The 14,761-nt window shown below is 35.3% G+C and carries 15 protein-coding genes and 1 riboswitch; of the genes, 8 read left to right on the top strand and 7 right to left on the bottom strand.

Annotation, left to right across the window (positions count from 1 at the left end):
• Positions 1-27: 27 nt before the first annotated feature.
• Both ACFEMA_RS05280 and ACFEMA_RS05285 read right to left on the bottom strand, forming a co-directional pair.
• Complete coding sequence (locus ACFEMA_RS05280) at positions 28-720, bottom strand: helix-hairpin-helix domain-containing protein (protein ID WP_411767000.1); 693 nt, start codon at positions 718-720, stop codon at positions 28-30.
• Positions 717-1,124 (bottom strand): hypothetical protein, encoded by a 408-nt coding sequence (locus ACFEMA_RS05285; RefSeq protein WP_411767001.1) that lies wholly within the window; start codon positions 1,122-1,124, stop codon positions 717-719. The genes ACFEMA_RS05280 and ACFEMA_RS05285 overlap by 4 nt, the downstream gene beginning before the upstream one ends.
• A gap of 189 nt (positions 1,125-1,313) precedes the next feature.
• Between ACFEMA_RS05285 and ACFEMA_RS05290 the strand changes: the two genes are divergently transcribed.
• From ACFEMA_RS05290 to ACFEMA_RS05300, 3 genes are all read left to right on the top strand, one after another.
• Positions 1,314-1,883, top strand: a complete 570-nt coding sequence (locus tag ACFEMA_RS05290) for an adenylosuccinate lyase (protein ID WP_411767002.1) — start codon at positions 1,314-1,316, stop codon at positions 1,881-1,883.
• A 78-nt stretch (positions 1,884-1,961) separates the two neighbouring features.
• Complete coding sequence (gene purB, locus ACFEMA_RS05295) at positions 1,962-3,305, top strand: adenylosuccinate lyase (protein WP_411767003.1); 1,344 nt, start codon at positions 1,962-1,964, stop codon at positions 3,303-3,305.
• Positions 3,305-3,505, top strand: a complete 201-nt coding sequence (locus tag ACFEMA_RS05300; RefSeq protein WP_411767004.1) for a hypothetical protein — start codon at positions 3,305-3,307, stop codon at positions 3,503-3,505. Before purB ends, ACFEMA_RS05300 begins: the two co-directional genes overlap by 1 nt.
• Positions 3,506-3,567: 62 nt before the next feature.
• On the opposite strand, the gene ACFEMA_RS05305 is transcribed toward ACFEMA_RS05300, so the two are convergent.
• From ACFEMA_RS05305 to ACFEMA_RS05320, 4 genes are read right to left on the bottom strand one after another with little or no spacing between them, the layout of a single operon-like run.
• Positions 3,568-4,116: a DUF4252 domain-containing protein gene (locus tag ACFEMA_RS05305; RefSeq protein WP_411767005.1), complete on the bottom strand. Its 549-nt coding sequence runs from the start codon at positions 4,114-4,116 to the stop codon at positions 3,568-3,570.
• Positions 4,117-4,121: 5 nt separating this feature from the next.
• Positions 4,122-4,694: a DUF4252 domain-containing protein gene (locus ACFEMA_RS05310; RefSeq protein ID WP_411767006.1), complete on the bottom strand. Its 573-nt coding sequence runs from the start codon at positions 4,692-4,694 to the stop codon at positions 4,122-4,124.
• Positions 4,695-4,718: 24 nt separating this feature from the next.
• Entirely contained in the window at positions 4,719-5,216 is a 498-nt protein-coding gene (locus ACFEMA_RS05315) for a hypothetical protein (RefSeq protein WP_411767007.1), read from the bottom strand.
• The gene (locus ACFEMA_RS05320; RefSeq protein ID WP_411767008.1) at positions 5,203-5,712 is read right to left on the bottom strand and encodes an RNA polymerase sigma factor; all 510 of its coding nucleotides are present in this window, start codon (positions 5,710-5,712) and stop codon (positions 5,203-5,205) included. Before ACFEMA_RS05320 ends, ACFEMA_RS05315 begins: the two co-directional genes overlap by 14 nt.
• Positions 5,713-5,983: 271 nt before the next feature.
• On the opposite strand from ACFEMA_RS05320, the gene ACFEMA_RS05325 reads away from it, so the two are divergent.
• The gene (locus tag ACFEMA_RS05325; protein ID WP_411767009.1) at positions 5,984-7,432 is read left to right on the top strand and encodes a S41 family peptidase; all 1,449 of its coding nucleotides are present in this window, start codon (positions 5,984-5,986) and stop codon (positions 7,430-7,432) included.
• Positions 7,433-7,603: 171 nt separating this feature from the next.
• Here the strand turns inward: ACFEMA_RS05325 and ACFEMA_RS05330 are convergent, their stop codons facing one another.
• Entirely contained in the window at positions 7,604-9,532 is a 1,929-nt protein-coding gene (locus ACFEMA_RS05330; RefSeq protein WP_411767010.1) for a TonB-dependent receptor plug domain-containing protein, read from the bottom strand.
• Between the two features lie 63 nt (positions 9,533-9,595).
• A riboswitch (cobalamin riboswitch) is annotated at positions 9,596-9,806 on the bottom strand.
• 68 nt (positions 9,807-9,874) lie between these two features.
• Here ACFEMA_RS05330 and ACFEMA_RS05335 point away from each other — a divergent pair.
• From ACFEMA_RS05335 to ACFEMA_RS05350, 4 genes are all read left to right on the top strand, one after another.
• Positions 9,875-11,017 carry an ABC transporter substrate-binding protein gene (locus ACFEMA_RS05335; protein ID WP_411767011.1) on the top strand — a complete coding sequence of 381 codons (1,143 nt, stop codon included), beginning with the start codon at positions 9,875-9,877 and terminating at the stop codon, positions 11,015-11,017.
• Entirely contained in the window at positions 11,018-12,049 is a 1,032-nt protein-coding gene (locus ACFEMA_RS05340) for a FecCD family ABC transporter permease (RefSeq protein ID WP_411767012.1), read from the top strand.
• Between the two features lies 1 nt (position 12,050).
• On the top strand, positions 12,051-12,845 hold the full coding sequence (locus ACFEMA_RS05345; RefSeq protein WP_411767013.1) for an ABC transporter ATP-binding protein: 795 nt from the start codon (positions 12,051-12,053) through the stop codon (positions 12,843-12,845).
• Between the two features lie 163 nt (positions 12,846-13,008).
• The gene (locus ACFEMA_RS05350) at positions 13,009-14,739 is read left to right on the top strand and encodes a tetratricopeptide repeat protein (protein WP_411767014.1); all 1,731 of its coding nucleotides are present in this window, start codon (positions 13,009-13,011) and stop codon (positions 14,737-14,739) included.
• Positions 14,740-14,761 lie beyond the last annotated feature (22 nt).

Consider the following 14,761-nt stretch of genomic DNA (forward strand, 5'->3'; position numbering starts at 1 on the left):
ATTACTATTTAGATACATGTTCTGATTTTACTTATCTTTTAAGTAAACAAAACGTTCTAAACGAGCGAGCTCTTTATCATCTACATATTTTCCGATTTCTTTTCTAAATTGACTCATACTAGTATAAGGTCTGTATTCTTCAAATTCGTGTGCCATACGGTTTCCAACTCCAGGCAATGCTTTGATATCCTCCTCCGAAGCCGTATTTAATTCCACCGGAACAAAAACATAATTTAAATAGTGCTCAACCTGATTCTGATCTACATACTTACCAATTTCTTTCTTAAATTGTTTTACGCTTGTATAAGGTCTATATTCTTCAAACTCGTGTGCCATTCGGTCACCAACACCCGGTATCATCTTAAAATCTGCTTCTGCTGTGGTATTCAAGTTAAATGGAACAAACATTTTTTTGTAAAGTTCTTCTTTATTCACACCTTGAAGGATGGCATCTAAATCCTTCATGTCAAGAAATGGCCTGTTTTCTAAAATCTGGGAAATCATTTCAGAAGAAAGTCCCAATCCATTGAGATCGGCTTCGGTAGCTAGATTAGCATTCAAAACCGTATTCACCATCGTTTCGGCTTCTGTACTTACTTCTTCCTCAGTGGTTTCAACAACCTTGTTTGCTTCTTGATTTTCTTCTGAAGAATTTTTACAAGACGTAAAGCTTGTGCCTACTACGACTATTGCTACTATTAACTTTGTTATGGTTTTCATTGTTTTTGATTTATAATTATTAAATATGAATATCCTATTAACGCTAAAACTATCATACTAAATGGTGCTAGCGCAGGCAATGCACCAGAAAGACTTTCAGAAAGTAGGTCCAAATTACTTGCGGTTGGGGTCATCTCAAGCTCAAACTCATAATTGGCAAGAAGATGCAAATAACTGCCATAAATACCACTTAAGGCCGTAATTACCAATATGAATTTAAATATACCTTTGACCAATGGTGTTCTCAAGAAGACCAAAAGTATTGCAGTTAAAATAACCAAGCCAATGCAAAGTATCGGAATGAGCTGTAATTTATCTTCATAATGATTTAGCAGATACAATTCTAGTACAGTACCTAAGGCCATGATGACAAAAGCAAACAAAATAACTTTCTTTAAACTCAAACGCTTTACCGTGTCTTTATAAATTAATATGAAGCCGTAAAATTACACACGAAACATTGGAAATAAAAATTATTTAGATAAATTCTAAATAAAAATAAATCACATTTCTTTAAGGTGATTTTTTTATCGAAAAATTGATAAATTTAGGCTTTCAAGGCTATCCTTTAGAATATACAAGTGCATTCCATTTTGACAAAAGACCAACTTTACAACGAATTAAATTACGTAAACCATTCGCGCGAAAAACGATTGAAATATGCCAACTTGGTCATTGACAATCCTGAATTAATTCAACCTTTATTAGATATTCTGTTTGAAGTTGATGATAAAATTTCCTGCAGAGCAGCTTGGGTTTTTGAGTTTATGTGTAGCGAAAAGCTTGATGAAATCATTCCGCATTTAAATTATTTCACTGAGAACATTTCCAAAGTCCACCTAGAACCTGCCATGCGGCCTGTTGCTAAAATATGTGAACTTTTGGCGACAGCCTATTATGGAAAAGACGATTCCAAAGTAAAATCTCATTTAACACAAGTGCATAAAGAACGAATTATTGAAGCCTGTTTTGATTGGATGATTAACGATATAAAAGTCGCACCAAAGGCCTACAGCATGAATGCCCTATTTTTATTGGGAAAAGAGTTTGATTGGGTTCGTCCTGAATTAAAAATTATTTTGGAACGTGATTTTACTTCGCAGAGTGCGGCTTTTAAGGCTCGTGCAAGACATATTTTAAAGAAGCTTTCAAAATCAAAATAACGACACATTACAACCTTCAAAACTATTATCTTATAACTTACTTTGCTATCTTTGCTGCTTCAAAAAATCTAGGTACAGATGACATTCTCACCACTCACGGCAATATCTCCAATAGATGGTCGCTATAGATCTAAAGTTGAAACTTTAGGCAATTACTTTTCTGAAGAAGCTCTTATAAAATATAGAGTTTTGGTTGAGGTAGAATATTTTATTGCGCTTTGTGAATTGCCTTTACCGCAATTAGAAAACGTACCATCTTCTCAGTTTGAAGATTTAAGAAGCATCTACAAGAACTTTACATCGGTTGATGCTTCAGCTATAAAAGATATTGAGAAAGTGACCAACCATGATGTCAAAGCGGTTGAATATTTTATAAAAGAAAAGTTTGATGGTTTAGGGCTTTCAGATTTTAAAGAATTCATCCACTTCGGATTAACTTCTCAAGACATCAATAATACGGCCATTCCTCTGAGTATTAAAGAGGCAATGAACGATGTTTATGTACCTGAGTATTTAGAAGTTTTAAAGAAACTAGAATCTCTTTCTAAAGATTGGGCAGACATACCGATGCTTGCTCGCACACATGGTCAACCTGCATCACCTACGCGACTTGGCAAAGAAATTGACGTTTTTGTAACACGCTTAAAAGAGCAGTTCAATCTTTTAAATGATATACCAAGTGCCGCAAAGTTTGGTGGAGCCACAGGTAATTATAATGCTCATAAAGTCGCTTATCCTAATATTGATTGGAAAGCATTTGGGACTCGATTTGTTCAAGAAAAACTTGGGTTGCATCATTCCTTCCCAACCACCCAAATTGAACATTACGACCACATGGCTGCTTTGTTTGATACACTTAAACGCATCAATACAATCATTATAGATTTAGATCGCGATATCTGGACCTATGTCTCTATGGATTACTTTAAGCAAAAAATTAAAAAAGGGGAAGTAGGGAGTTCAGCAATGCCACACAAAGTAAACCCAATAGATTTCGAAAATAGTGAAGGTAATTTGGGTATGGCTAATGCTATGTTTGAGCATCTGTCGGCAAAATTACCGATTTCGAGGTTGCAACGCGATTTAACAGACAGCACGGTGTTGAGAAATGTTGGTGTACCTTTTGCACATACCATAATTGGTTTTAAATCAACCCTAAAAGGTTTAGGCAAACTCTTATTGAATAAAACCAAATTTGAACAAGATTTGGAAAACAATTGGGCCGTGGTTGCTGAGGCTATACAAACCATTTTAAGACGTGAAAATTATCCAAATCCTTATGAGGCATTGAAAGGATTAACACGTACTAATGACGCAATAAACCAAGCTTCAATATCAGACTTCATAGAAACACTAGACGTTTCTGATGTTATTAAAACTGAACTCAAAGCTATTACACCAAGTAATTATACAGGGATATAATGTTACCTCGATTATCTAAAAACAATGTTGCTAGAGCATTAACGATACTAGTCGTTGCAGGCTTTTTTATTACAGGTCTTTTTGACATCCTTGATTATGTGATTGTAAAAATCATTTTATTTGGAAGTACAGCAGTGCTCTTAATAGGATTTCTTTACATTCTATTTATGGAGGAAACAAAAAAACGCCCAGAAGATTAATTCTGAGCGATTTCTATTAACATTTTAAATACGTGTCAGATATTTAAAAGGGGCATTATTTTTTACTGGAAAAAATCCATAAACTCATTCACTTTTCCTTCTTCAAAATTGGCATCTTTTAAGGACATTGCCAATTGTACTAAATGACCAGCATTCATATCATCACCCAAAATCCTTACGATAGCAAATCCTCTGTCATTAGCATTTCCAAAAAGAATTAATTCATCTAAACTGTCTGGGTCACCTATTATCTTAACCACAAAACGACCGTCAGTAGAATTACCACCACGCATCAGTTCGTCGTACTTAGGATCTTCAAAAATAGTTTTGACCTTAGCGAGTTCTACCTCGTATTCTGCTCTATTATCTTCATTAACAATAAAGCTGAGCATATTGAGTTTATCAACACTTTTATAAGCTTCTTTCTGCTCTGTAGTGAGACTTGTTTCTTCAATATCCAAAAAACTTGTTGGGATATCCAAAGAACTAAATCCTGGTTTTAACTCATTATCGACGTAATACGTCTGTAAGGTTGGTCCATTATCGCAACTGAAGATAGCTGCGATAAAGAGGACTCCTAATATTGTTTTTTTGATTGATTGGTATAGCATGATAATTAGTTTTTCTTCTTACCTGCCTTTTCTAAGTTTTCACCACCTGGTAAATCCATACTCTTGGTTAACTTAGATATTTGTCTTAGGTCTATATCACCAGTTATGGTAATCAAAACTGTTTCAATCTCTCTTTTCTTACCATTGATAGAAATATCCTGACCTTCAGTTAATTCTTTTAGTCCGTTGACAAACATCAACAACTCCTTAACGTGATTTTCGTCTTTTCCTTCCTTTACATAGAACTTTACAGTTTGATTTCCATCTTTAATTCTCATCAACTCTTCTAGAGTAGAGCTCTTAAGATATTTTGAGACCGTAGCGCTCATATCAGCTGATATTTTCTCATCACCAGTTGTAAATACTTTAAGTCCGGTAATTTTTTTCGCCATATCCATAAATTGCTGTGCTTCTGGGTCGTCCATATCAATATCGATACTTGCCAACATGGTAAACATCTTTTGATTAAGGATAACAGATCCTACTTCGGACATGTCTTCGTATTTATCAAAAATACTTTGTCCAAAAGTTATTGCTGGTGCTAGGATAAGCGCAATTATTACTACTAATTTTTTCATGATTTCTTGTTTTTAAAGTGTGTGTTAATTGTTTGTTTTTAAAATCTTATTTGTTGCTATATTAAAAGCGGTTAATTTACTGGCTCCTTCTCTTCCGTCTTCAAAACCTTCGGAGACTAATGCCAAGGGGTTTAATTGTTCTTTTCCTTCATTGATTCCTAAAGACACTAAACTCAAAGCTTCCATAGTTTGATTATACGTAGCCATAGCTAACTCTCTGTCTTTAAGCTCTTGTTCTGATGGTCCAGACAATTTTGGTATTGCAATACCAAGCATAAGAATTGTTACAGCTGCGACAGAAATCCATTGATACATCGAAGTTTTCTTAGTTTTTAATGGAACGTCTTTGGTAAACTCTTCTTTTTGCGTTTTAGAAAAATACTGAAACAACGGCTTATAATGCTCCAAATGTGGCGCTACATCATCACTATTAAAATAAGCTTTTAATTGTGCTTCTTCTTGTAATGAAGTCTCTGCATTGTTATACTTCTCTAGTAATTTTTCTACATTATTTAATACCATAATTATGTGTATTAGTTAATTGTTCTCTTATTGTTTTTCGTGCTCTTGAGAGATTCACTCGTATTGCCGTTTCATTCATGTCTAACATTTTGGCAATTTCTGCATATTCATACTGCTCAATATCTCTCAGTTGCAATATTATTTTTTGTTGTTCTGGTAGCTCTTCAATAATCTTCGACACCCAATCGACACTATCTATAGCTTCTAATTGCTTTTGAAGCGTTGATCCTTTTTCTTGATAGTTATTATGAACTATTTTCAAATTCTGTGCCTGTTTTGATTTTAGGCGATCTAAACAGAAATTTTTCGTCATCGTCATCGAAAAAGCTTCAACATTGTTATAGCTACTTATCTTTTGTTTATTCTTCCATAATTTCAAAAGGATTTCTTGTGTAGCATCTTCTGCTTCCTCACGAGAAACAAGTAATCGCTTTGCTAAACGAAATACTTTATCCTTAAACGGTGTCACTAAGCTTGTAAATTCTGCCTGTGTCATTTTTGGTTTTTTGATTGGTCGTTGAAGACTTTTGTTTATTGGCCTTCATACTTACGACGATATAGTCTAACATTTGTTACAACAGTATATTATAATTTTTTAAATAACTGATAATTAATTAGATAAGCAGCATTAAAATTACTGGATATAAATCAGAAGTTCCATTCTAAAGCTCTGATTCGCCTTTTTCTTTTTTATTTCACAATAATGTAAGTAAATTTAGAGTTTTGTAGACTACATAAAAAATTGCTAGTATTTTAAAATTTTGAAAATGAAAAAACTAAAACTTATTGCCCTAAGTGTTTTAGCTGCTGTGTCGGCAACAAATTGCTTTGAAGATAGAGACGACAACTTAACTTTTTCTACTAACAGTATTAACGATTATGTGTGGAAAGGCATGAATGCTTTTTATGTCTATGGCGATGATGTACCAAATCTAACGAATGAACGCTTTGGTATTAATGGATTTGACGATAGGTACGATACAACTGAAGAGTACGAAAATTATTTAAACGGTTTTTCTACACCTGAAGCTTTATTTGAATCCTTGATTTTTCAACCTGGTGTTGTTGACCGTTTTAGTTTTATCCATCCAGATTTATTTGAACTCATTGATTTATTGCAAGGTACGTCCACAACAAACGGATTGCGCTTATTTGCCTATCAAGTCCCAGGAAGTGATACTGAGGTATTTGCTCGTATTAGTTTAGTACTTAATGGTAGTAATGCGGATAATGCAGGTTTGGAGAGAAATATGGTCATCAGTGGAGTTGATGGCACAACTTTAACATTATCTAACTTCCAAGCACTTTTATCTCAAACTACAGCCACGTATGATTTTGCCGATTATGATGACAACGGTACAGAGACAACTGACGACGATACCATTACCCCAAATGGACAAAGCGTAACGCTAACCAGAGAAGAGTTTACAGACAATCCTGTACATAGAACTGAGATTCTTAATATAGGTACAGATCGTATCGGTTATATAATGTACAATAGTTTTAGAAGTAATTTTGAAGCGGAATTAAACACTGCCTTCGGTCAACTTGCAGGTAACGTTGACCATTTGGTTCTAGATCTGCGCTACAATGGTGGGGGATCTATTACTACAGCAGTAGCTTTAGGAAGTATGGTGACTGGTCAATTTAATGGAGACGTTTTTTCAAAAGCTATTTATGGACCAAACCGACAAGATGAGAATACGACTTTTAGTTTTACTAATACGCTTAATGGAGGTGCATCAATAAATAGCCTAAACCTAGATAAATTGTATGTCATCACTACAGAATCTAGTGCTTCTGCGAGTGAACTTATAATTAATAGCTTAAGACCTTACATAGACGTTGTACAAATTGGTGAAACCACTACAGGTAAAACAACTATTAATCGACTAGTTTTCGATTCTCCAGATTTTGGGAGTACACAGGTAACTTCGGCACATACATACGTAATGTTTCCACTTATTGGGGATTCAGTAAACAGTAATGACGAATTAGTGCCGTCCACAGGTTTGGTCCCCAATATTACATTGTCCGAGTCTAGCACTAACCTTGGCACACTTGGGGACCCCAATGAACCTTTACTGGCAGCTGCTATTGCCGACATCACTGGTACAGGACGTTTTTTACTTTCTAATCAGAATGAAAATTCTGCTGAAAGGCTAAAATTTACAACAGAATTTTCAACTATTGAAGGGCTAATGTTTATTGAATAGTATAAAAGAGGTCTAAAAAAATGTCATTCTGAATGAAATGAACCTGCCTGCCGCAGGCAGGGAGTCTCATCAATCTATAATATTTTGATTGTTAATTAAATTAGATTCTTCGTCCCTAAGTGTCGGAACTCTGAATGACAGATCAATTCATTTTTTCAGATCTCTCTTTAATTATAACTTTAGATTAAAGCCCAAACTAACATTTCTACCTCTAGTTGCAAACCCAAACAACTCTTGGTACTCAGCATTTAATATGTTTGAAACAGTTGCGAAAACAGTCAATTTGGAATCCATAAATTTTTGACTAAAATACAAATCAAGCAAACTGTAGCTTTCTAAGGTTACATCTCTAGATTCAAACGTTGTGGAATCAAAATACGCATCATTGCGTTCGTCATTATATTGGTAAGACAGGCTTAAAAGTGTATCCTCGCACAATTGATAGTCTAGTCGTGCATTGGCTTTTAATTCTGGAATACGAAGATTTAGTTCCTCCTCTACTTTTGTATAGGTGAAATTTGTACTTAAGCTCAATGTATTTAAAAATTGAAACCGCCCAACGAACTCTAAACCACTTGCGGTAAATTCAGTATCGATATTTTGATATTGAAACACAAAACCACCCGTATCAACAAAATCAATAAACTGCTGCTCGTTTCTGCTAAAATAAACCAAACTAAGCAAGGCTTTATCAGTAATAGAAACCTCCGCACCAATTTCGAGTGTTGCATTTTCTTCAGGTTGCAACTCTGGGTTTCCAAAGTTAGGTTCAAACAGCTGATATAATGATGGGGTTATAAATGCTGTACTATAGCTCGCTAATCCTTTTACGTAACCGAAACCAGTGTCGAATTTATAGGACGGATTAAAGCTATAAACCAAATGGCTACCATATTCGCTATGATTATTCAAGCGTGCACCTGCATTAATATTTAAACCCATATCAGACACATAAACGAGGTTTACGTAAGGGTCAGTAATTTTGAAATTTGCAGTTTCAGGATCAATATCCTGACTGAAATCATCTTCGCCAAAAGGAATAGAAAAACTCTCCATGGTGTTATCTTGATGATTCACCCCTAAAACGGTGTAAAACTTTTCATTAAACGTGTAGCGATTAAAAGCATCAATGACAATATTATCAGCATTGAATTGAGATGGAAAATCGGAGTGAATTTCTCTATCTATAGTACTAAACGCTGCATTTACAGTAAAGCTACCATTGTTGTATTTAAATTTTGGTGAAATACCAATTCTATACTGATTAGAAACAGATAGGTTATCTGCATCAGCAAAATTAAAACTATCATCAAACGCTGCTTTAAATTTATCAAAGCTACCATAAGTGTCCAGTTTAAAGCTATCCGAAAATGAATACCCCAACTTTAAGTTTCCGTTATAACTGTTAAAAGCATCAGATTCCGTTCCTTCAGCAATTGCCGACAATCCATCAGTGAACTGATGACCAAAACTCGCCAAATATTGAAACTTGCCCAATGTACCATTTAGCGCCACACTGTTTCTAAAATCTTCAATATTGTAATCAGATTCACTTTCTGATTGGTTAGTTCCCAATGAACTCTGAACACTCAGACTTACGGGGTCAGACTCCGACTTTTTTAGTGTAATATTAATTACAGCAGTCGCTGCACCTGTTCCATACAAAGTACTTGAAGCTCCTTTTAATATTTCAATAGATTCTACCTGATCTGCATTTAATAAACGTAAATCGTAATCATTTGCAATCTGCGAAGCATCCGTAACTTGAATACCATCAATCATAACTAATACTTGGCGGTTTCGTCCACCTCTAACAAAATAACTCAAGTTTTGGCCAGCGTTACTCCGCACGCCGTTAACTTCGACACCAGCAGTTCTGCCAATAATTTCGGCAACGGACTGTCCTTTAAGTTTTTCTAAATCTTTTGAAGTGATTTTGGTGATGACTTTACCAGAATTTTCGCGTTTTAAATTAAAACGAGAGTCTGTGATGACGACTTCGTCTAATTTTTCTACTGTTACTGAATCTTTCTTTGTTTGTGAAAATCCAGAACTTAGCATACCAATACATAGTATGCAAAACCATTGTGTTTTGTGCATTTTAATTTTTAATTGCTCGAGAACATACAGCGAACCGCACGTAAACTTTTATCCCGAAAGTTTGACTTCTTTGTTGAAAATGGCAGGTCTCCTGACTTGCGTCTTGCTATTTGCCTTCCCGCTCTAATTATAGAACAGTGACTTTTGAAGAATAATAACAAGCTTTATAGCTTACAGTTGCGGGAACAGTTCTGGACTTAATGTTTCCATCTCACCAGATTCCCTTTTAATCGATAACGTCATACATTATCAAACCAAATTTCGACGCAAAAATAAACATTCATTCGGAATCCATATTCAATAAAGCTTATAAATCTTATTTTTGAATCAAATTCTAAAGGCTTGAAGTTTATAACTCTTTTATTTACAGCAATTTTAATCGTTTCATGTAAAAATGAAGCCTCTCAACAGCTTAAAGGTGAGTCTAAATCTATACGTCTAGATTTAAAATATGCACAAGGGTTCTCAACTGAAGATTATGGTGATTATAAAGTATTGAACATAACAAAACCATGGCCTGAAGCTACAAAAACATATAAATATCTTATTGCGTCTAATGAGCAACTAGCCAAAATGACATTCCCAAAAGACGAGTATGACGCTGTTATTACAGATTCAATTTCAAAAATTGTTGTCACTTCTACCACTCACATTCCTGCGTTAGAACTATTGGGCGTAGAGAGCGCATTAATTGGCTTTCCTGAAACGGATTATGTCTCCTCAAAAAAGGCCAGAAAACGAATTGACTCAGGGTTTATACGAGAATTAGGCAAAAATGAAAGTATAAACACCGAGGTTCTTTTAGAACTCAGCCCTGATGTCGTTATTGGTTTTGGTGTTGATGGCGTCAACAAAACCTTTGAAACGATTAAGAAAGCGGGTATTCCTGTAGTTTATAATGGAGATTGGGTAGAATCGTCGCCTTTGGCAAAAGCAGAATGGATTAGGTTTTTTGGTGTCCTTTTTAATAAAGAAAAAAAAGCTGATTCTATTTTTAACCAAATTGAAAAGGATTATTTAAACGCTAAGCAAATTGCATTACAAGCAAAGAGCAAGCCGACAGTTCTTAGTGGTGCTATGCATAAAGATGTCTGGTATCTGCCTAATGGAGAAAGTTCCGAAGGGCAATTAATGGCGGATGCCAATATCAATTATTTATGGCAAGACACTTCTGGTAATGGTAGTTTAGCTTTAAGTTTTGAAACGGTTTTTGACAAAGCCAAAGATGCAGATTTATGGTTAAGTCCATCGTACTATTCAACTTTCGAGCAATTAGAAGAAGCTAATAGTTTATACTCTAATTTTAAAGCCTTCAAACAAAAAAACATATACTCATTTACAAATACCACTGGAGAAACTGGAGGCGTATTGTATTATGAATTGGGAACTGCCCGACCAGATCTTGTTTTAAAGGATCTCGTAAAAATCTGTCACCCAGAATTGGAATTTGACCACGACCCTGTATTCTTTAAACTTCTTGAGTAATTGAAAGATAAACCAGAAACATATAGATTACAGTTTATTGTTCTAAGCTTTTTAGTCGTACTCTGTTTTTTAGCCAATCTCAGTTTGGGCTCAATTCATATTCCCATCTCTGCCATTTTAGAAAGTCTGTTCAGTAGAGCAGATAATGAAACTTGGCAAGTTATCATTACAAATTTTAGATTGCCTAAAGCTATAACTGCGGTCTTGGTTGGCTCTGGACTTGGTATTTCGGGTTTATTGATGCAAACTTTGTTTAGAAATCCGTTAGCAGGTCCATTTGTACTGGGTATTAGTTCTGGTGCAAGCTTGGGAGTAGCTATCGTTATTTTAGGCTCAGGCTTATTTGGTGGTATTCTCGCGACGTATTTAATTTCCAAATGGAGCATTGTTATCGCAGCAAGTTTAGGCAGTTTGTTGGTTCTTTTTTCTGTTTTAGCAGTATCCCAAAAAGTGAGGGACACCATGGCCATATTAATTATTGGGTTAATGTTTGGCAGCATAACCGCTGCAGTTGTAAGTGTTTTATCATATTTTAGTTCTGCAGAACAGTTACAGCAATATATCTTTTGGGGCTTTGGGAGCTTAAGTAATTTATCTTGGAGTGAGTTGCTTGTTTTCTTTTCCATATATGCTGTAGGCATTTGTATGAGTATCGCCTCTATTAAAGCCTTGAATGTGCTCTTATTGGGAGATAATTATGCGAAAAGTTTAGGTCTTAATTTGAAATGGAGTCGATTAATACTCATAATTGCCACAAGCTTATTGGCTGGCACCATTACTGCATTTGCAGGACCTATTGCCTTTATTGGCTTGGCGATTCCTCATTTAACACGGCAAATTTTTAAAACATCAAACCACAAAATACTATTGCCTGCCGTATTTTTAATGGGTGCAATCGTTATGTTAATTTGTGATAGTATCGCTCAAGTTCCATTGTCTGATTATACATTGCCAATTAATGCCATTACCGCACTTGTAGGGGCACCAGTAGTTATTTGGTTATTGGTTAGACAACGAAAAATGTTATTTTAATTTGAAAGAGGCAAACACAAATATCGTTCTTAAAACAGAAAATCTTTCAATTGGTTACACAACTAAAAAGACAATTTATACCGTTGCTTCGTCCATAAATTTCGAATTACATAAGGGTCAACTTATTGGTTTAGTCGGTGCAAATGGAATAGGGAAATCGACATTATTAAGAACTCTAACCAAGGTTCAAGATGCCATATCTGGAAAAGTAATTATTAACGATTCCGACCTAAACGCTTTGAGTCCAATAGAACTGGCGAAACAATTGAGCCTTGTGTTAACAGAACCTCTATATTCAAAAAACAGCACGGTGTACGAATTAGTTGCACTTGGTAGGCATCCTTATACCAACTGGGTTGGTACATTGACAGAAGAAGACAAATCTATAGTCGATAATGCCTTGCGATTAATCGGTATAGAAGTATTAAAATCGAGGCGTTGTTTTGAGCTTAGTGATGGACAGCTACAAAAAGTGATGATTGCCCGTGCTATTGCCCAAGATACAGATCTCATCATTCTTGATGAGCCGACGACTCACTTGGACATGTACCACAAAGCCTATATTTTAAAGTTGCTCCAAAAACTAACCAAAGAAACCAAAAAGACGATACTTTTTTCTTCGCACGAAATTGATTTGGCCATTCAATTATGCGACCAGATGATAGTTATGACCGAAAATGAAGTTGTGTCCGACTCACCTTGCAAATTAATTGAACGAGGTACGTTTGAAAGTCTATTTCCTAAAGACTTGATTGATTTTGATAGTAAGACAGGTAGTTTTAAGGTAAAAAAGTGATTTACTTGATATTCTACCAATCGACACTTTTTTAAAATAGTCTTTGTTTTAAATTAATTTTAGTACATTTAATGGCTGATTATCAATAACTTAATTGTATTTGAAATCTTCAACAAAGCTTCCTTATCTAAGTGACACTTTCTCTTTTCTAATTTGAATGATTATGAAAACTAAAACCAACATCTTACTCGTAGGTCTTATTGCAGTAATACTTGCTTATTTCATTTTTACCGAGCAGTCCAAAGCAATAACAGATCCACCACCCAAATTAGCAATGAATTTTGTTAAATGTACTTCCACCAAATACTTATTGGAAGTTACAGATACGACTAAACAGATTTCACCACTGTTTAAAAATTTAGGAAATCTTCATTTTAAAATAAGTACGGACAACGAGCGATCACAGGCATTTTTTGACCAAGGTTTGAAACTAGTGTATGCTTTTAATCATGCTGAAGCACATCGCTCCTTTATGGAAGCGGCGCGATTAGATCCTAATGCGGCCATGAACTTTTGGGGTCAGGCCTACGCCCTTGGTCCAAACATTAATGATCCACTGCCAACTGAAGAGCGCAAAATCAAAATAAATGAAGCCTTGGCAAAAGCTAAAGAATTGGCAGCAAAGTCTACTTCAATGGAGCAAGCCTTAATTAAAGCATTAACCTCTAGATATAGTAATGATTTAACAGCAGATGTTCCAGAATTAAATATGAAGTACATGCATGCCATGGAGAAGGCTGTGAAACAGTTTCCCGAAGATGCTAATATGCAAATTCTATATGCTGCATCGATTATGAACACAGTACCTTGGAATTATTGGGACAAAGACGGGAATCCTTCACCAAATATTAAAGAAGCAAAGACTGCTTTAGAAAAAGCCATCGCAAAAGAACCCGAAAATCCTGGTGGCCATCATTATTATATTCATATGGTGGAACTGCCTTATCCAGACCTTGGAGTTGCAAGTGCTGACCAACTTGCCTCCTTGATGCCTGGTGCTGGTCACATCGTTCATATGCCATCCCACATTTATATTCGAGTAGGCAGATATAAAGATGCTGTTATCGCTAATCAAAAGGCAATTTTAGCCGATGAAGATTATATCTCACAATGTTTTGCTCAAGGTTTGTATCCCCTAGGTTATTACCCTCATAATATTCATTTTTTATGGTCATCAGCAAGTCTATTGGGAGCGAGCGATATTGCTATTGATGCTGCAAAAAAGACAGCGGAAAAAGTTCCGGTTGGCGAGTTCATAACCATGCCTTTCTTACAAGATTTTGCATCAACACCAATGCTGGCGTATACTAGATTTGGTAAATGGAATGAAATTTTGACCATTCCAGCTCCAAACGCTGAAATAAAACACCTCAATCTCATAAGACATTACGCAAGAGGAATTGCATTTATCAGAAAAGGAAATCTGAAAGATGCACAAGAAGAATTAGATGCGATTGAATCTCTTAAAAATGATCCAGAACTTGAAAATTTAATAGCTACGCCTCACAATCCATCTGTACGCGCAGCCAATATTGCTTACGAGGTAGTTGCAGGTGAATTGAAAGCGGCCAAAGGAAACATTTTGGAAGCTATTAAACATCTTGAAAAAGCGGTAGAACATGAAGATAATTTAACTTATACCGAACCTGCGGCTTGGCATATTCCGACCAGACAAAACTTAGGTGCTGTCTTAATGAAAGCAAAAAAATATGAAGATGCCGAAATTGTTTACAAACAAGATTTAAACATTTTGAGGCAAAATGGCTGGTCGCTTACGGGACTTTATAATAGTCTTGTTGCCCAAGGGAAAACTAAGGAAGCAAATGCTATAAAAAAAGAATTTTCTAAAGCTTGGAAAGATGCGGATATCGAAATTGAAACTTCCGTAATGTAAATATTCAATTTAAAATTCTAAT

Source organism: Winogradskyella sp. A3E31, assembly GCF_046720935.1.
In the GTDB taxonomy this organism is placed as follows: domain Bacteria; phylum Bacteroidota; class Bacteroidia; order Flavobacteriales; family Flavobacteriaceae; genus Winogradskyella.

What these genes read in the sequence shown, in the direction of transcription:
- ACFEMA_RS05280 (WP_411767000.1), bottom strand. Translation starts at nt 720, where the DNA reads ATGAAAACCATAACAAAGTTAATAGTAGCAATAGTCGTAGTAGGCACA.
- purB (WP_411767003.1), top strand. Translation starts at nt 1,962, where the DNA reads ATGACATTCTCACCACTCACGGCAATATCTCCAATAGATGGTCGCTAT.
- ACFEMA_RS05300 (WP_411767004.1), top strand. Translation starts at nt 3,305, where the DNA reads ATGTTACCTCGATTATCTAAAAACAATGTTGCTAGAGCATTAACGATA.
- ACFEMA_RS05305 (WP_411767005.1), bottom strand. Translation starts at nt 4,116, where the DNA reads ATGCTATACCAATCAATCAAAAAAACAATATTAGGAGTCCTCTTTATC.
- ACFEMA_RS05310 (WP_411767006.1), bottom strand. Translation starts at nt 4,694, where the DNA reads ATGAAAAAATTAGTAGTAATAATTGCGCTTATCCTAGCACCAGCAATA.
- ACFEMA_RS05315 (WP_411767007.1), bottom strand. Translation starts at nt 5,216, where the DNA reads ATGGTATTAAATAATGTAGAAAAATTACTAGAGAAGTATAACAATGCA.
- ACFEMA_RS05320 (WP_411767008.1), bottom strand. Translation starts at nt 5,712, where the DNA reads ATGACACAGGCAGAATTTACAAGCTTAGTGACACCGTTTAAGGATAAA.
- ACFEMA_RS05325 (WP_411767009.1), top strand. Translation starts at nt 5,984, where the DNA reads ATGAAAAAACTAAAACTTATTGCCCTAAGTGTTTTAGCTGCTGTGTCG.
- ACFEMA_RS05330 (WP_411767010.1), bottom strand. Translation starts at nt 9,532, where the DNA reads ATGCACAAAACACAATGGTTTTGCATACTATGTATTGGTATGCTAAGT.
- ACFEMA_RS05350 (WP_411767014.1), top strand. Translation starts at nt 13,009, where the DNA reads ATGAAAACTAAAACCAACATCTTACTCGTAGGTCTTATTGCAGTAATA.